We start from the raw sequence: 18,324 nt of genomic DNA, 5'->3' as shown, positions 1-18,324 counted from the left end.
ATCGATGGGTCTGTAGCTCAGTTGGTTAGAGCACACGCTTGATAAGCGTGGGGTCACAAGTTCAAGTCTTGTCAGACCCACCAAGTCTACTAACTGAAATAATGAAGAGATGAGAGTCTTGGAGTTGAGTTACAAACGAGAGATACATAAAGCTAATAAGTGATAAGCTGGGGACTTAGCTTAGTTGGTAGAGCGCCTGCTTTGCACGCAGGAGGTCAACGGTTCGACTCCGTTAGTCTCCACCATATATTGTTCTTCAATATATAAGCTAAGAAGTTAGATTATAGAATTTAATAAATAAGATCATGATTAAATGATTTTTTAATTTATTAAGTTCTGTGATTTATCACAGTTACCTACGGTCTGACGAAGACGTAGTTAATCATTAACAGATTGAGAATTTGAGTTGAAATAATTGTTTGAACTCAGAACTAATTCAGCATTGACTGTAATACGCAAGTATTTCATTTCAATGACGAAGAAGAACTGAGAACTAGCGAAATTAACTGAATCAAGCGTTTTGGTAGATGAATTTAGATTGAAGCTGTACTGTAGTTAAATCTACAGACCACAAACTGTATGAGAAGGTCGTAAGGCTGACTCTGTTGTTACATCACTTGTAGGGTGTTAACGACTGTTTGGGGTTGTATAGTCAAGTAATTAAGTGCATGTGGTGGATGCCTTGGCAGTCAGAGGCGATGAAAGACGTAATAGCCTGCGATAAGCTCCGGGGAGGCGGCAAATATCCTGTGATCCGGAGATTTCTGAATGGGGAAACCCACTTACCATAAGGTAGGTATTGCATGATGAATACATAGTCATGCAAGGCGAACGAGGGGAAGTGAAACATCTCAGTACCCTTAGGAAAAGAAATCAATTGAGATTCCCTTAGTAGCGGCGAGCGAACGGGGATCAGCCCATTAAGTTATCTAAGTTTTAGTGGAATGCTCTGGGAAGTGCAACCGTAGTGGGTGATAGTCCTGTACACGAAAGGGCTTAGATAATGATGACGAGTAGGGCGGGGCACGTGAAACCTTGTCTGAATATGGGGGGACCATCCTCCAAGGCTAAATACTCCTGACTGACCGATAGTGAACCAGTACCGTGAGGGAAAGGCGAAAAGAACCCCTGTGAGGGGAGTGAAATAGATCCTGAAACCGCATGCATACAAGCAGTGGGAGCCGACTTGTTCGGTGACTGCGTACCTTTTGTATAATGGGTCAGCGACTTACATTCAGTAGCAAGGTTAACCGCATAGGGGAGCCGTAGAGAAATCGAGTCTTAATAGGGCGTTTAGTTGCTGGGTGTAGACCCGAAACCGGGTGATCTATCCATGAGCAGGTTGAAGGTTGGGTAACACTAACTGGAGGACCGAACCCACCGTCGTTGAAAAGCCGGGGGATGACTTGTGGATAGGGGTGAAAGGCTAATCAAACTCGGTGATAGCTGGTTCTCCCCGAAAGCTATTTAGGTAGCGCCTCGGACGAATACCATTGGGGGTAGAGCACTGTTTCGGCTAGGGGGTCATCCCGACTTACCAAACCGATGCAAACTCCGAATACCAATGAGTACTATCCGGGAGACAGACTGCGGGTGCTAACGTCCGTAGTCAAGAGGAAAACAATCCAGACCGCCAGCTAAGGCCCCAAAATTATAGTTAAGTGGGAAACGATGTGGGAAGGCATAGACAGCTAGGAGGTTGGCTTAGAAGCAGCCACCCTTTAAAGAAAGCGTAATAGCTCACTAGTCGAGTCGGCCTGCGCGGAAGATGTAACGGGGCTAAAACTATATGCCGAAGCTGCGGATTTGCAATTTATTGCAAGTGGTAGGGGAGCGTTCTGTAAGCCGATGAAGGTGGATTGAGAAGTCTGCTGGAGGTATCAGAAGTGCGAATGCTGACGTGAGTAACGACAATGCGAGTGAAAAACTCGCACGCTGAAAGACCAAGGGTTCCAGTCCAACGTTAATCGGGGCTGGGTGAGTCGACCCCTAAGGCGAGGCCGAGAGGCGTAGTCGATGGGAAATTGGTTAATATTCCAATACTTCTGTGTAATGCGATGAGAGGACGGAGAAGGTTAAGTCAGCCTGGCGTTGGTTGTCCAGGTGAAAGGTTGTAGGCATGCATCTTAGGCAAATCCGGGGTGCTCTATGCTGAGAACTGATAGCAAGCTGTACTTGTACAGTGAAGTGGCTGATACCATGCTTCCAGGAAAAGTCTCTAAGCTTCAGTTACACAGGAATCGTACCCGAAACCGACACAGGTGGTCAGGTCGAGTAGACCAAAGCGCTTGAGAGAACTCTGCTGAAGGAACTAGGCAAAATGGTACCGTAACTTCGGGAGAAGGTACGCTGTCGACGGTGATGGGATTTACTCCCTGAGCGGTTGACAGCCACAGAAACCAGGCCCCTGCAACTGTTTATTAAAAACATAGCACTCTGCAAACACGAAAGTGGACGTATAGGGTGTGATGCCTGCCCGGTGCTGGAAGGTTAATTGATGGGGTTAGCGTAAGCGAAGCTCTTGATCGAAGCCCCAGTAAACGGCGGCCGTAACTATAACGGTCCTAAGGTAGCGAAATTCCTTGTCGGGTAAGTTCCGACCTGCACGAATGGCATAATGATGGGGGCGCTGTCTCCAGCAGAGACTCAGTGAAATCGAATTCGCCGTGAAGATGCGGTGTACCCGCGGCTAGACGGAAAGACCCCGTGAACCTTTACTGCAGCTTGACATTGAACTTTGATCTTACTTGTGTAGGATAGGTGGGAGGCTTTGAAACCGAGACGCTAGTTTCGGTGGAGCCAATCTTGAAATACCACCCTGGTAATATTGAGGTTCTAACTCTGCTCCATAATCTGGAGCGAGGACCATGTCTGGTGGGTAGTTTGACTGGGGCGGTCTCCTCCTAAAGAGTAACGGAGGAGTACGAAGGTGCGCTCAGCGTGGTCGGAAATCACGCGTAGAGTATAAAGGCAAAAGCGCGCTTAACTGCGAGACCCACAAGTCGAGCAGGTACGAAAGTAGGTCTTAGTGATCCGGTGGTTCTGTATGGAAGGGCCATCGCTCAACGGATAAAAGGTACTCTGGGGATAACAGGCTGATACCGCCCAAGAGTTCATATCGACGGCGGTGTTTGGCACCTCGATGTCGGCTCATCTCATCCTGGGGCTGAAGCAGGTCCCAAGGGTATGGCTGTTCGCCATTTAAAGAGGTACGCGAGCTGGGTTTAGAACGTCGTGAGACAGTTCGGTCCCTATCTACCGTGGGCGTTGGAAATTTGAGAGGATCTGCTCCTAGTACGAGAGGACCAGAGTGGACGAACCTCTGGTGTACCGGTTGTAACGCCAGTTGCATCGCCGGGTAGCTATGTTCGGAAGGGATAACCGCTGAAAGCATCTAAGCGGGAAGCCTACCTCAAGATTAGATTTCCCTGTGACTTTATGTCACCTAAAGAGCCGTTGAAGACTACGACGTTGATAGGTTGGATGTGGAAGCATAGTGATATGTGAAGCTGACCAATACTAATTGCTCGTGAGGCTTGACTATACAACACCCAAACAGTTGTATTGCATCATCTAAGTGATTCAAAACCAAGCAATATACCCTTGATTTAGTTAACGCTACAAACTAAAATCTCAACTCAAATTTAATGTCTGTTAATAACTCTTTTGGTACAAAGTAAGGCTTACGAAATAAATCCCGTAAATAAGACCCGAACAAGTCCATAAACAGTTGTGCTGGCGACAATAGCAAGAGTGAACCACCTGATCCCTTCCCGAACTCAGAAGTGAAACCTCTTCGCGCTGATGGTAGTGTGGGGTTACCCATGTGAGAGTAAGTCATCGCCAGCTCATTATTCTAAACCCCCCTCAGTCTTAAGACTGAGGGGGGTTTTTCTATACATAATTTAAAAAGTAAAAAGTGAAATAAATAAATTTAAAAAATACCCGCATTCAATTTGGTTACCAATAAAAACAGCCAGTCCTTATTTTTAATTTAATCATTGAAATTCAGTATTTTAAAAAATAATCCTTTTATCTAATTAAAAAACAATCAATTATTTTAGGACGCTCAGAGGAAGAACTTATGGCAAGATAGAGCCCATTAGTTAAAAAATAATTTACAGGATATATATTATGAAACTCAACTCATTTTCCCCCATGCCTGAAGATGATGATGAATTACATCTTCCTGAGTTGGTGTATTGGTCATCTTTAGGTGATTTAGAACAGCTCGAAGAGTTACTTTTGCAAGGAATTAATCCAAATCAAACGGATGAAGAAGGCTATAGTGCATTACAGGCCGCAGCTGAAAATAATCACTTAGATGTGGTGAAGTTATTGGTCAGTAAGGGGGTAGATATTGCTTATCGAGGGACTTATAACGCTTTAGAACTGGCTGAAATGGCAGGGAATGAAGAAATTGTGATGTATTTAAAAAGCTTACAAGGTATGAAGTAAAATTAGAATAGCCCTATCATCCTGATTGGGCTGTTCTATAGATGCAGCTTAGATTTGAATCCTAGCGAATTTTACATTCTGACGCTCAAACTTATTTTTTAGTGTTCGAGAAATCCCTATTCCTGATAAATCTAGAGTATAAAATTTAGTTAGAGGCTGATATAAGTAAATATTCGCTTTTCAGGTAAGTGGTTTCTTACAAAAAAATAAATTAAAAATACTGTGTTTTAAAAATGCGCATTCAAGCCTATATATGGTCCTTTAAATTCGATTTTTAAATCTTGATCTTTTAATTGATCAAAGTCTACTTTCATATAACGATAACCCACTTTAGCCCCGATATCCAAAGCAATGTTATTGATAAAATCATATTGAAATTCGGCTTGAAGATCGGTAAATTTTCCGTCAGAGAAACTGCTATAGATCGCCTCAGTTGAAGCACTTAAACCTGTGAATGGTAATTTAGCGCCCACATTGACATAGCCGATTACCCCATTTCCATTAATGGTATATTTAATTTCATCCAGAGAGTTGTATTGTTTCACGTCTCCGTCTAAGTTTGCGAGACCGAGACCCAAATCAATACTGATGATATTGTCCAAAATTTCGTAATATAAAATGTAATCGGTGTTTTTTAATGAGGCATCAGTATTGTAAAGTTGATTCTGTGTAGTACTGTCTAAATCGACATATTTAATTTTGGCATTGGGTAGGAAAGGAACAGGATGTTCAAATGCTAAAGAAAGTTGAACTGCGCCATCACGGTCAAGTTTATCGTGTACTGCATAAGGTTGGGTAATATCTACGTTACCATCAGTAATCCAATAACTGATATCGCCTTTTAAGCCAATAAAATCTGCTTGCGCCACAGTGCTTAGTCCCAAAGCTGTGGTGAGTAATGTCATTTTTAATAATTTCATAAGTCCTTAACCTAAGTGGTGACGTTTTAGTTGTTCGATTTATTTGAGTACATGTGAGAGCGCTCAATTTTGAGGCCATCATATCGAACTTTTGAGCTTATGGGGCTACACAACAGATATAAATGGGATTATTTTTATCTACAGTCATGGCTTATTTTAAATCCAATAAAACGTGATTATTCATATTTATAAATCATGATTATTTAATTAAGGTGCTTGAAGCGTCACATTTTGATCAAATCAGATCATTAGCCGTAGAAAAGCGAAGAATTTCCGCAAAAACTACAGATAAAAGCCCGAAAAGTGGGTATTGTTCACCTATTAAAAGGTAAAACTCATAAAAGGCTTTAAGCAAGATTTTGTGATGATAACCTGTTTGTAATTTAGAAAATCATGCTCAAAAGGCTAAAGCTAAACTTCAGACATAACAAGATTAATTTTTGAATGGGAATTTTTTTGCTCGCGACATAATCAATAACAAGCGGCAAGAAAAAAACCGAAGGTTTAGGTATTTTATGACAGATTCTCGTGAAAACTGGACGTCACGATCGGGCTTTATTATTGCCGCGATTGGGTCTGCAGTTGGTTTAGGTAATATTTGGCGCTTTCCTTATGTCGCCTATGAAAATGGTGGTGGGGCATTTTTAATTCCGTATTTGATTGCTTTAATTACTGCAGGATTACCGCTTTTATTTTTAGATTATGCAGTAGGCCATAAAAGTAATCGTTCTCCACCTAAAGCCTACCGTGCCATTTTCAAAGGTGGTGAAACACTTGGATGGTGGCAAGTATGCGTGTGTATTATCATTGGATTGTACTATGCCAGCGTTTTGACTTGGGCGGGAAGCTATGTGTACTTCTCAGTGGGTCAAATGTGGGGCAATGATCCAGAAGCATTCTTCTTTAAAACTTATTTACAAACCTCAGAAGCATCAGGTTTTGATCCGAAATTTGTCAGCCATATTTTTTGGCCACTGGCGGGTATTTGGGCACTGACTTTAATTATTTTGTATGGTGGTGTGAAAAAAGGGGTCGAGCTTTCCAATAAGATATTCATGCCGTTGTTGTTTGTTTTATTTATTCTTTTGGTGATTCAGGCACTTCGCTTACCTGGTGCGGTACAAGGTTTAAATGCCTTCTTTACGCCAAACTGGTCCGCCATGATGAACTATAAAGTGTGGTTGGCAGCTTATGGGCATACCTTTTTCTCGCTTTCAGTGGGCTTCGGGATTATGGTGACTTATGCTTCTTATTTAAAACCAAAAACCAATTTAACCGGTTCAGGCTTAATTGTCGGTTTTGCCAATGCATCAACTGAAATTTTAGCGGGTATTGGTATTTTTGCTGCACTGGGCTTTATGGCTTATGCTGCGAATACTAATGTTGAAGATGTTGTGAGTGGCGGTATTGGCTTGGCCTTTATTGCCTTTCCTAAAATTATTTCGAGCTTGGGTGCAGGAGCAGATTTATTCGGTATCTTGTTCTTTACCTCCTTGTTTGTTGCCGGTATTTCATCCATGGTCAGTATTTTGGAAGTTCCAATTTCTGCCATGATGGATAAACTGAAGTGGAGCCGTAAAAAAGCTGTTTCAATTATCGGTGGTGGTAGTGCCTTGGTGTCAATCGTACTCTTTTCCAGTGTTAACTCGATTAAATTGGTCGATATTATTGACCATTTCATTAATAACATCGGGATTATCGGCGGCGCATTGCTTTCAATTATCAGTATTGCGTGGTTTAAGCGTTCAGCACTGATTGAAATTAGAAATCATGTCAATGCGATTTCAACTGTGCAATTGGGCAAAGGTTGGGATTTCACTCTAACCGTTATTACATCGTTGATTTTATTGATTACTTTGGGCATGACCATTTATAACTTATTGTTAAAAGGTTATGGCGATTATAGTTTAAGTCTACAGTGGTTATTTGGTTGGGGCTGTGTGATGTTCTGTGCAGTAGTAGCCTTTATTTTATCTCGTGTTAAAGACCGCTAGGAGAGAAAAAGATGAATACTTCTGCAATCGTAATGATGGTGATCTCGATGGTGTTTTTGTGGGGTGGATTGGCTTTATCTATTCTACATTTAATGAAAAACCCAGAAGAATTGGATGATGTGTTAGAAGATGTAAAAGATCAGCATACGCTGTAAATCCAAAAACGATCTCGGTCGTTCTAATAAAATATGCAAATGAAAGTCATTATCATTTATGATAATGACTTTCTTGTTTTTAAAATGGGGCATGTCCATGCAGATCATTTTATCCCATCAGGTTTTGATTGCATTTGCAGTGACCTTCCTTGCTGGATTGTCTACCGTCATTGGGGGTGCATTGGTTCTATTTTTTAAACAGCCGAGTTATCGTGTATTGTCTTTCGGCTTGGCTTTCGCCGCTGGTGCAATGATCTATATTTCATTGACTGAAATTCTGAATAAATCGATTGCTTCATTCAGTCAAGCTTTTGAACCCAAATATGGTTTTGCTTTGGGTACTTTTGCTTTTTTACTTGGGATGATTTTGGTGTTGTTATTGGATCGTTTTATTCCTAATCCACATCAAACCCTTGAACCGAAATATGCTGCTGAAATTGAAAAACAGCAATTAAAGCGCACCGCTTTAATGACGCTGTTTGCGATTACTGCTCATAATTTACCTGAAGGCTTGGCGACATTTTTTGCCACGCTAGAAAGTCCGACTTTAGGTGCACCTTTGGCCATCGCGATTGCTATTCATAATATTCCTGAAGGTATTGCTATCGCTTTACCTGTGTACATGGCGACTGGACGTAAAGATTTAGCTTTGGGTGCTAGTTTCATTTCTGCTTTGGCTGAGCCATTTGGCGCTGCGCTTGGCTATTTTATCTTGGCACCCTTTATGAATTTTAGTATTTATGGCGCTGTATTTGGCATCATTGGCGGCGTGATGGTATTTTTGGCTTTAGATGAATTATTGCCAACGGCAAAACGTTATGCTCAAGGGCATGAAACAGTCTATGGATTAGTGGTTGGAATGGCGTCTTTAGCTTTAAGTTTAGTGATTTTTAAGTTGGTACTATAATTGTTTCGTTTTCTAAAATGTATAACGGCTTTACAAATAATACTTTATTCTTATGACGTTGATCATCAGGTAAATAAAAAGGCCTCATCCGAAGTTAAGGCCTAAATTTATACAGTCAATACTTGATCACTTAAGCTATTTTTTCGATTCGACAATAATAGAAACCATCGCCTTGACCCACTTGTGGTAACAATTGACGACCATGAATTTGTTCAATGCCCCAATCAGCCTCAATTTTTTGTTCCTGAGCATCGGCATGTTGGGCAAAGAAATCGACCATTTGCTGCTCATTTTCAGCTTTTAAAATTGAACACGTCACGTAAAGCAGAGTGCCACCCACTTTGAGTTGTTGCCACATATTATCCAAAATTTGTTTTTGCAACTGAACCGTTTTGGCAATATCACCTGACTGACGTAGTAAACGAATATCTGGATGACGACGGATCACACCAATGGCTGAGCAAGGGGCATCCAAGACAATACAATCTGCAAGTTCAGATGAACTCCATTTCACCGCATCTGCTGTGACAATTTCTACATGTTTACCATCGAGTACCAAACGTTCCAAGTTTTCAGACACACGTTTTAGGCGTTTTTCATCTTGGTCGAGTGCAATCAATTTTTTGGGTTGATATTTTTCTAAAATATGTGCAGTTTTACCGCCTGGCGCTGCACAGGCATCAATTACAAATTTGCCATTCAGATTAGGCAATAAAGTTGCGCAAAGCTGAGCATGCTCATCTTGTACCGAAAAACCACCCGCTTCAAAACCAGGAAGGCTTGGAATATGCAGACTTTCATCCATCACAATGCCGACGTCAGAAATGTCGCAACGATGTGCGTCGATGCCTTCATCTTCTAAAATGTCGAGATATTCATCTCGGCTGACTTGACGGGTATTTACGCGCAAAGTGAGTGGCGCGACTTGTTTAAGTTCATAACTTAACGCCTCAAAGTTTTCACCCCAATCCTTTTTTAAGCGTTTTGATAACCAACTTGGTAAATTTGAGGCTTGTTCAAGCACATCATAGAACTGCTCAGTTTCACGTGTTGCGCGGCGCAAAATGGCATTGACCACACCACTTAAGCTTTCCATGCCCAATTGTTTTGCGGCTTCAACTGTTTCAGAAATAGCGGCATGAGCGGCAACACGAGTACATAATAATTGGTATAACCCAACATATAAACAAGTTTCAACCACTTGATTTTCCAATGGTTTAGCCAGTAAAGGTAAGGTTAGTTGTTTAAGCGCATGCCATTGGCGCAAACAACCCAGCACTAATTCATGATACAACGCACGGTCTTTATCAGAAACAATAGACATATGCTGTTGAAGAACTGATGCCAGAGATTGACCATTTTGGACAGCCAATAACGTTTTCACAACCTGAGCACGTAAGTTGAGGTTTTTACCTGAGGCGTGGGGAGATTGCTTCATTATAAAATTTGTCCAATAGTCAATTTTTGGGTTTGTAAAATTTGTACAGCATTCAGTGGTTTGCCGCCTGGCCATTGTAATGCAGTTAGTATAATGATGCTTTGATTTGCACAGGCCACATGTACTCCATGTTGATCAATCGCGATAATTTCGCCAATTTGAGCATTTGCTGCTCTTTGATTGGATAACTCAGAATTCCAAACTCTTAAATTATTTTGCGCATCGAGAACAATAAAAGCCACTGGCCAAGGATTAAACGCACGAATATTACGGTCTATTTGCACGGCCTCGATAGACCAGTCAATTTGAGCTTCGGCTTTAGATAATTTATGTGCATAAACAGTCAGGGTTTCATCTTGAACTTCACGTTTTGCCAAATAATTGAGCAGCGTTTGTTCAGACTCTAAAACGGTCACAATTGCGCTTGCACCTTGAAGGGCTAATTTGTCATGTAAGCGTGCAGAAGTATCATTTGCTTCAATCGGACACCGGGTTTTATACATCATGTCGCCTGTATCTAAACCTGCAGCCATCTTCATAATGGTTACACCCGTTTCGATATCACCTGTAGCAAGCGCGCGTTGGATGGGCGCCGCGCCGCGCCAGCGTGGAAGCAGTGAACCATGAATATTTAAACAGCCATATTGAGGAGTATCTAAAATCACTTGCGGTAAAATTAAACCATAAGCTGCAACGACCATAACATCTGCAGCAAGGGCTGCCAATTCTTGTTGTGCTACAACTCCTTCCTCAGTCGAGGATTTAAAATGTAAGGGTTGATAAACTGCAATATTGTGCGCTAAAGCCAACTGTTTAACCGCGGATGCGTGAAGTTTTTGCCCCCGACCTGCTTTGCGGTCAGGTTGAGTATATACCGCTACAATTTCATGTTCAGTTTTTAACAGCGCCTCTAAAGCAACTGCAGCAAATTTAGGCGTGCCTGCAAAGATGATTTTCAAAAATGAAATTCCAAATAAACTTAAGTTATTATAAGCCAAAAGTACACAGAGACCTACGATGCTGTAAGCAAACTGATAAGCAACTGAAATTAAAAAAGGATTGGATTTTTAAGGAATTTTTTATAGAGATTAATTTCTAAAATAATAAAATAAAGTAATGCAAAATTAAAAAATTATTCATGAAAGTTTTGTATTTAATTTGATGGGATAGCGTTATATTAGTTTCCAATTTCATTTTTTATGACACCAGTCGAAATCTGAATAGACCTTACTGAGCTGATTAGACAACGTAGCTGATTCAATACCCAAGCTCGAGTAAGATGAATTATTTTCGACTGCTTTAGTCTTATCTATCCGTCATATTCAGCCAGAATGAATCCTAGAATTCATTTCAAGCACATACTTTGTTGGAAATACACAATGCCTGACTATCGTTCAAAAACATCGACACACGGAAGAAATATGGCTGGTGCACGCGGCTTATGGCGTGCAACAGGAATGAAAGATGAAGATTTTGGTAAGCCCATTATTGCCGTGGTCAATTCATTCACACAGTTCGTACCCGGTCATGTGCATTTAAAAGACTTGGGTCAACTGGTCGCAAGAAAAATTGAAGCATCAGGCGGTGTAGCTAAAGAATTTAATACGATTGCGGTCGATGATGGGATTGCAATGGGTCATGACGGGATGCTGTATTCATTGCCTTCACGTGACCTGATTGCCGACTCGGTTGAATACATGGTGAATGCGCATTGTGCCGATGCGATGGTATGCATTTCTAACTGTGACAAAATTACTCCAGGCATGTTAATGACCGCTATGCGCCTGAATATTCCCGTAGTGTTTGTTTCTGGCGGTCCAATGGAAGCAGGTAAAGTCAAAATCGGAGGCAATGAAAAAGCCATCGATTTGGTTGATGCTATGATTGTGGCTGCAGATGATAGTTTTAGCGATGAAGAAGTGGCTGAATATGAGCGTTCAGCCTGTCCAACCTGTGGTTCATGTTCAGGCATGTTTACTGCAAATTCAATGAACTGTTTGACTGAAGCTTTAGGCTTATCACTGCCAGGCAATGGTTCCACTTTGGCAACGCATGCTAACCGTAAGAAATTGTTTGAGCGTGCGGGACAATTGATTGTTGAACTTACAAAACGTCATTATGAACAAAACGATTACAGCGTTTTACCACGTTCAATTGCCACCAAAGCAGCCTTTGAAAATGCCATGACTTTGGATATTTCAATGGGTGGTTCAACTAATACTGTTTTACATTTATTGGCAGCTGCACATGAAGCAGAAGTTGATTTCACCATGACTGATATTGACCGTCTGTCTCGTCAAGTGCCAGTATTGTGTAAAGTTGCACCTGCAAAACAAGATGTACATATGGAAGATATCCACCGTGCTGGGGGAATTATGTCCATTTTAGGTGAGCTTGATCGTGCAGGCTTGCTCGATACTTCTGTACCGACCGTACATGAAAAAACACTCAAAGATGCCTTAGATAAATGGGATATCATCCGCACGGAAGATGAAGAAGTTTATCAATTTTTCCGTTCAGCACCCGGCGGTGTACCCACCCAGACAGCTTTCTCACAAGACCGTTACTATGCCCGACTAGATGGCGATCGTGAGAGTGGCGTGATTCGTAATGTCGCCAATGCCTTTTCGCAAGATGGTGGTTTGGCTGTACTTTACGGCAACATTGCTCTCGAAGGTTGTATTGTAAAAACTGCGGGTGTGGATGATTCTATTTTAAAATTCAACGGCACAGCACGTGTATTTGAAAGCCAAGATGCTGCGGTAGAGAGTATTTTAGGTGGTGGTATTCAAGCGGGTGATGTGGTGGTGATTCGTTATGAAGGTCCACGCGGCGGGCCAGGCATGCAAGAAATGCTTTATCCAACCAGTTACTTAAAATCGAAAGGTTTAGGTAAAGATTGTGCATTACTCACCGATGGTCGTTTCTCAGGCGGTTCATCAGGCTTATCGATTGGTCATGTATCACCAGAAGCTGCGGAAGGTGGTGCAATTGGTTTGGTTGAAGATGGAGATCTCATCGAAATTGATATTCCGAACCGTACTATTCATTTGGCGGTTGATGAAGCAACGATGGTAGCACGTCGTGCAGTGCAAGAAGCCAAAGGTTGGCAGCCTGCGGAAGTACGTCCACGTAAGGTTTCTAAAGCCTTAAAAGCCTATGCCATGCACACCACCAGTGCTTCAAAAGGTGCGGTACGTGAACTTTAATGTATCTTTTCTTTGATAGATAAAAAAAAGCACTCCATTTGGGGTAATGCCAGTCAGTTAAGAAATTGACTGGCATTTTCTTGGATATTTCTGTGGTTTTATCTTCACAACCCGAGGACAATTTCTTTTCCTCCTCTCAGGTAAGATATACATCTTGGCTTTCCCTAGTAAGCTTTCTAAATGTTTAGGTAAATTGCCTGCTGAATCTAAAGAGGTGAATCTTAAGATATTGAGGATACTAATGGATGCAAGATGAAAGCTGATTCTCAAAGGACTCACTTTTACTCGCTGAGCCATGTACTTCATTTGTCTTCTTAGGACATTATACGCAATCAATACCCCCCATAATTCTTGATAAACTAAATCAGGTTGCTTACTCCTTAAATGTTTTCCATCCTGTAAATCACTTTTGATTTCCCGATAACACATTTCTATTTCCCAACGCTGAGCATAAAGCTTCGCTAAGGCAGTGAGTGGATATCTCTTTGAATCCGTTAATGACGTGATATAACGCCTCATTTTTCCTGCATGCTCAACCTCAATCAAACGCGCCTCCCAATAATCTCCCAATGTCGGATTAAGCTTCTTAGCTCTTGCTGATATTGGCATTCTGATATGAAAGTCATGCGGGGAATGATGCTTAACCACCTCATAACGTAAGTTGTCTTTTGCTCGCATCAACCAATGACTTGCCTCTGCACGTGTTTGCCAACCCATTAGAAAGTCAGCAGAGAAATAGGCTCGATCAAACAGAGTAATACTATGCGATGGAGGGCATAATTGATTTGCCAGTGTAAGTTCACCTTGATCCATACTGCCTATTTGGGCATCAATCATTTCATGAGTGTTGGTATTTACCAGACAGGTCGCTCTCACTTGCGGATAAGGGGGTGCAGCTGTTTTACCTTTAGATGAGCCAAAGTGATTAAAGTTATCATCGGTCTGTGGCATAGACCAAACCACCCCATCAACAGCACACACACTGAGACCATGAAAGTTTGAATATTGCTGTTGCGATTCTTCAAACCAAGCTTGGCTGAGCAGAGAGAATAAGGTATTTAAGGGCTCCCGCCCTAAGCGTTGTCGTGCTTGTACTGCTGCACTGGGAACGCAATACTCTGTTGTACCAAACACAAGTTTTAGTTGCTCTACAACATACCTGATCGGTTGATCTCGAAACAGGGCAAGCCCAATCACTAGCCATACCACATGTTCGGCAGGTAATTTTCTTCTCCTGATAGAAGCCTTACCTGTTTGACGCAGGCTCTCTTCAATCCAGTTGAAATCAATCAACTCGCTAAAATTAGTGAGTGATGGCATGGATTGCTGAAGGGTTAAATCTAAATTCTGAGATAAAGTCATAAAAAAATAAGCGTATTTACATACACTCATTTTTACTACATTTCTCTAATGTCTGCTTAACTGACTGGCATTACTCCATTTGGGGTGCTTTTTTAATATTTTTAGAAAATATCACGACCACATTTTGCTTTGAAATTTTAAAATGGCAATGCGTAGATGATCTTTGACTTTTGAGAGAGCAAAAGTAACACAAATCTTTCGTTGCCCTCATGCAGCGTCCTTGCTGCATGAGGGCAACAGCGACATCCATATCGCTAGATCATGTGATTAAATTTCAGTGAAATAGGTCTAAAAGATAAATTTACTTAAGCTGCGTTAGACGTTTACATATCAACTGCTTTCTATACAATCAAAATATGAATAAATTGCCAAGATGTAGGGTTTAAATCCTCAGCATCGCCAAGGAAGAAAATAATGAGTAAAGACAATATCCGCGAACATTCAGCGCCTGTTTATGAAGGCATAGAAAATGCTCCAGCACGTTCTATGATGCGCGCCACTGGGTTTAAAGATGCTGATTTTGAACGCGCCTTTATTGGCATTGCTTCGACATGGGCCAATGTCACGCCTTGCAATATGCATATTGATGGCTTGGCACGTGAAACTGAGAAAGGCGTGAATGCAGCCGGCGGTAAAGGCATTATCTTTAACACCATTACCATTTCTGATGGAATTTCCAACGGCACAGAGGGCATGAAATATTCACTGGTGTCACGTGAAATCATTGCTGATTCCATTGAAGCCGTGGTGGGCTGTCAGGCTTATGATGGGGTGATTGCGATTGGCGGTTGTGATAAAAACATGCCAGGTTGCATTATGGGCTTGGCACGTTTAAACCGTCCAGGTTTATTTATTTATGGTGGAACCATTAAACCGGGCGCAGGCCATACCGATATGATCTCTGTGTTTGAAGCTGTCGGTCAGCATGCCAAAGGTGAAATCAGCGCCATTCAAGTCAAGCAAATTGAAGAAGTGGCATTACCGGGTCCTGGATCTTGTGGGGGAATGTATACTGCAAATTCAATGGCATCTGCGATAGAAGCACTTGGTATGAGCTTACCGGGTTCATCGGCGCAAGAAGCGGTGTCTGACGAGAAGTTACTCGATTGTAATCGTGCGGGTGAAGCAGTCATGAATTTGTTGCGTTTAGATATTAAACCACGCGACATTATGACCAAAGCGGCTTTTGAGAACTCGATTAAAGTGCTGATTGCACTGGGTGGTTCGACCAATGGTGTACTGCATATGCTCGCGATGGCACATACCGCAGGCGTTGAACTGTCATTGGATGATTTTGTGCGAATTGGTCAGGACATTCCCGTAGTGGCAGATGTACGCCCATCAGGTCAATATCTCATGTCAGAATTGATTGCTATTGGTGGTATTCAACCGCTCATGAAACGTATGTTAAATGCGGGTATGTTGGATGGTTCATGTTTAACCGTGACCGGTAAAACGCTGGCAGAAAACTTGGCCGATGTTGAAGATTATCCTGAAGGTCAGCAAATTATTCTGCCTTTTAATGCCCCGATTAAAAAAGATTCGCATCTGGTGATACTAAAAGGCAATTTATCCCCTACAGGTGCTGTCGCTAAAATTACGGGTAAAGAAGGTTTGTATTTTGAAGGTCCAGCTCGTGTATTTGAAGGCGAAATTGCTGCCATGCGTGGGATATTGGATGGAGAAGTACAAGAAGGTGATGTCGTTGTGATTCGCGGTGAAGGTCCGAAAGGCGGGCCAGGTATGCCAGAAATGCTGAAACCCACTTCTGCCATTATTGGGAAGGGTTTGGGTAAATCGGTCGCATTGTTAACAGATGGCCGTTTCTCTGGCGGTAGTCATGGTTTTGTGATCGGTCATGTCACCCCAGAAGCGTATGAAGGCGGGCCAATTGGTTTAGTGAAAAATGGCGATAAAATTTCCATTAATGCCGAAACCCGCGAAATGACCTTACATATCTCTGATCAAGATATGGCTGCACGTAAAGCGGTTTGGATTAAACCACAGCCTAATTATCGCTATGGCGCGTTGGCAAAGTTTGCTAAATTGACCACAGGGGCCGAAAAAGGGGCGGTTACAGACCTAAATTTAGATGTATAATTGATCATTCTCTAACAAATTGTTATAAACCCTTGTAGCACTACAAGGGTTTTTTTCGAGGCCAATCTCATGTCACTGTTACGCCGTTGGTTTGACCCCCTTCGATCGCGTTGGTTTTATCAAAAACCGAGTCGTCAAGCGGTACTATCTACGGAACAGGGTTTAAGTATTCATTTACGTTTAGATGATGTCTACAGCTATTTGGCAGCGCAGCAGTTACCTGAGCTTGAAGAAATTTTAAGTGATGAGCTGAAACCATTAAAAGTGATTATTTCAAGCCAAACAGCCGAACCGCCAAATCATATGACTGCGCTTGAGTGGCAACATTATTGTTTAAATGATGCAAAAATTTTATCTAAACAGCACCGCTTTAGCTTTCATGAAACGCCAGAACAACCCCCCTTAGAAGCGATACAACAAGCTGAAATTGTTTTGCGTCATACCCCTTTGCGTGGGCAAGATTTTTTGTATTTGTTAGAAGACGTGTTTCATATGCTGTGGCAAAAGCAGTATGGCAAATTACGGACTTTACACGCCATGGCCAGTCGGCATCATCATGTGCAAAATTTTCCAGAACGTATTTTTAATGATGACGCGATATTGGCGAGCTATTTTGAATTTGGCGAGCGTAAATATCAGGCTGTTGATGACTTATTACGTTTGACCCGCCGTTTAAAACAGCAAAAATTACTGACCGGAAATCCAATTTTTTTAATTAATCATATTGATTGGCGCGAGCATTTAATCAGTGATGCCGAAGAACTCAATAAAATTCAAGCGCTTGATCCAGAGCTAGATTTATATATTGCACTTGAAGACCCCGTTTCATGGTTGCTGTTGGCTTATATTAAAGAAGAGCTGGCGAATTATTATAATATTCAGCTGAATGTTTATCCTTTGTCCTACCAAGGACGTGATCTTTTTGATTGGGGCTTGGCGACACGGTTATCAAAACGGACACAAGTCAAATTTACCCCATTCTGCCGCCCTACGCAGCAGGCGACTCATGCAATGGCGACCTTGTTTTACAGCGTGCCGAAAGCACAAAGAATTGAGACTATGCATGACATTTTGCAGGCTGTTTGGACACAAGGAAAGGATCTTTCCTTTCAATCACATTTTAATCAAATCAAACAAAATTTAAATATTGATACATTAATGACTGAAGATATTGCTGCCAAACTCAAACAAAATGACATACTCTGTGAAATGAAATCACAACCTGATTTTCCCGTGCTTGAGCTTCGGATTGATGGTCAAAGTTATGTCTTCAATAGCTTGTATCGAGTTTGGATGATTGAAAGTATTTTTTCTAATGTGTTAGAAGAACAATATAAAAGTGAAAATGATGATAACCACAATGAACAAAGAAAAATGTGAGTCTTTAGAGCAAGCACGTGAAAAGATTGATGCGATTGATACTGCACTGATTGAAATGATCGCAACACGTCAATTTTACGTCGATCAGGTAGTGCGTTTTAAGAAAAGTATACAAGATGTACAATCTCCAGAGCGTGTTGAGCAAATCATTCAAAAAGTTCGTGCACAAGCGCTTGAATTAGGGATAGATCCAGATTTGGTCGAACAATTATACCGTGCAATGATTCAGCAGTTTATTCAACGTGAATTAAAAGAAATTAGACCTTAATGCGTATTGATCAGGCACTCAAAATGATAAAAAAACACTTTAAAAATATCTGATTAAAAGAGATTAAAAAGCGCCTCATCATTTTATTCTTTCGTCGATGTGCGCAGTAAGTGTTTTCATTTAAATGAAACCA

12 protein-coding genes, 2 tRNA genes and 2 rRNA genes are annotated in these 18,324 nt (G+C 41.6%); 12 read left to right on the top strand and 4 right to left on the bottom strand.

The annotated features are described in order from the left end of the window. Positions 1 to 6: 6 nt before the first annotated feature. The 5 genes from H0S58_RS13665 (at position 7) to H0S58_RS13645 (ending at position 4,458) form a co-directional block, all read left to right on the top strand. Positions 7 to 83: transfer RNA gene (locus H0S58_RS13665), tRNA-Ile, on the top strand. 86 nt (positions 84 to 169) lie between these two features. Continuing rightward, positions 170 to 245 (top strand) — tRNA-Ala (locus tag H0S58_RS13660). A 405-nt stretch (positions 246 to 650) separates the two neighbouring features. Further along, positions 651 to 3,544, top strand: a 23S ribosomal RNA gene (locus tag H0S58_RS13655). A gap of 190 nt (positions 3,545 to 3,734) precedes the next feature. Then, positions 3,735 to 3,849, top strand: a 5S ribosomal RNA gene (gene rrf, locus H0S58_RS13650). A gap of 285 nt (positions 3,850 to 4,134) precedes the next feature. Then, positions 4,135 to 4,458: an ankyrin repeat domain-containing protein gene (locus tag H0S58_RS13645; RefSeq protein ID WP_053579138.1), complete on the top strand. Its 324-nt coding sequence runs from the start codon at positions 4,135 to 4,137 to the stop codon at positions 4,456 to 4,458. A gap of 227 nt (positions 4,459 to 4,685) precedes the next feature. Here H0S58_RS13645 and H0S58_RS13640 read toward each other — a convergent pair whose 3' ends face one another. Then, complete coding sequence (locus H0S58_RS13640; protein ID WP_195726790.1) at positions 4,686 to 5,378, bottom strand: TIGR04219 family outer membrane beta-barrel protein; 693 nt, start codon at positions 5,376 to 5,378, stop codon at positions 4,686 to 4,688. 515 nt (positions 5,379 to 5,893) lie between these two features. On the opposite strand from H0S58_RS13640, the gene H0S58_RS13635 reads away from it, so the two are divergent. The 3 genes from H0S58_RS13635 (at position 5,894) to zupT (ending at position 8,434) form a co-directional block, all read left to right on the top strand. After that, positions 5,894 to 7,372, top strand: a complete 1,479-nt coding sequence (locus H0S58_RS13635) for a sodium-dependent transporter (protein ID WP_195726789.1) — start codon at positions 5,894 to 5,896, stop codon at positions 7,370 to 7,372. An 11-nt stretch (positions 7,373 to 7,383) separates the two neighbouring features. Next, on the top strand, positions 7,384 to 7,527 hold the full coding sequence (locus tag H0S58_RS13630; protein WP_005012345.1) for a methionine/alanine import family NSS transporter small subunit: 144 nt from the start codon (positions 7,384 to 7,386) through the stop codon (positions 7,525 to 7,527). A gap of 97 nt (positions 7,528 to 7,624) precedes the next feature. Then, complete coding sequence (zupT, locus tag H0S58_RS13625) at positions 7,625 to 8,434, top strand: zinc transporter ZupT (RefSeq protein WP_195726788.1); 810 nt, start codon at positions 7,625 to 7,627, stop codon at positions 8,432 to 8,434. A 130-nt stretch (positions 8,435 to 8,564) separates the two neighbouring features. On the opposite strand, the gene rsmB is transcribed toward zupT, so the two are convergent. Both rsmB and fmt read right to left on the bottom strand, forming a co-directional pair. After that, positions 8,565 to 9,872 (bottom strand): 16S rRNA (cytosine(967)-C(5))-methyltransferase RsmB, encoded by a 1,308-nt coding sequence (rsmB, locus tag H0S58_RS13620; RefSeq protein ID WP_195726787.1) that lies wholly within the window; start codon positions 9,870 to 9,872, stop codon positions 8,565 to 8,567. After that, positions 9,872 to 10,831: a methionyl-tRNA formyltransferase gene (fmt, locus tag H0S58_RS13615; protein ID WP_195726786.1), complete on the bottom strand. Its 960-nt coding sequence runs from the start codon at positions 10,829 to 10,831 to the stop codon at positions 9,872 to 9,874. Before fmt ends, rsmB begins: the two co-directional genes overlap by 1 nt. A gap of 420 nt (positions 10,832 to 11,251) precedes the next feature. Here fmt and ilvD (H0S58_RS13610) point away from each other — a divergent pair, with 420 nt between their 5' ends. Continuing rightward, a complete protein-coding gene (ilvD, locus tag H0S58_RS13610; RefSeq protein ID WP_195726785.1) occupies positions 11,252 to 13,081 on the top strand; it encodes a dihydroxy-acid dehydratase in 1,830 nt (609 codons plus the stop codon). 57 nt (positions 13,082 to 13,138) lie between these two features. On the opposite strand, the gene H0S58_RS13605 is transcribed toward ilvD (H0S58_RS13610), so the two are convergent. Then, the gene (locus tag H0S58_RS13605; protein WP_195727626.1) at positions 13,139 to 14,443 is read right to left on the bottom strand and encodes an IS4 family transposase; all 1,305 of its coding nucleotides are present in this window, start codon (positions 14,441 to 14,443) and stop codon (positions 13,139 to 13,141) included. Between the two features lie 414 nt (positions 14,444 to 14,857). Here H0S58_RS13605 and ilvD (H0S58_RS13600) point away from each other — a divergent pair, with 414 nt between their 5' ends. From ilvD (H0S58_RS13600) to H0S58_RS13590, 3 genes are all read left to right on the top strand, one after another. Then, complete coding sequence (gene ilvD / locus H0S58_RS13600; protein WP_195726784.1) at positions 14,858 to 16,543, top strand: dihydroxy-acid dehydratase; 1,686 nt, start codon at positions 14,858 to 14,860, stop codon at positions 16,541 to 16,543. A gap of 69 nt (positions 16,544 to 16,612) precedes the next feature. Next, a complete protein-coding gene (locus tag H0S58_RS13595) occupies positions 16,613 to 17,923 on the top strand; it encodes a hypothetical protein (protein WP_092720438.1) in 1,311 nt (436 codons plus the stop codon). Further along, complete coding sequence (locus tag H0S58_RS13590) at positions 17,904 to 18,191, top strand: chorismate mutase (protein WP_195726783.1); 288 nt, start codon at positions 17,904 to 17,906, stop codon at positions 18,189 to 18,191. Before H0S58_RS13595 ends, H0S58_RS13590 begins: the two co-directional genes overlap by 20 nt. Positions 18,192 to 18,324: the final 133 nt, after the last annotated feature.

The sequence above is a fragment of the Acinetobacter sp. TTH0-4 genome (assembly GCF_015602665.1).
Taxonomy (GTDB): Bacteria; Pseudomonadota; Gammaproteobacteria; order Pseudomonadales; family Moraxellaceae; genus Acinetobacter; species Acinetobacter albensis.
This window is presented reverse-complemented; position numbering and strand designations above follow the sequence as displayed.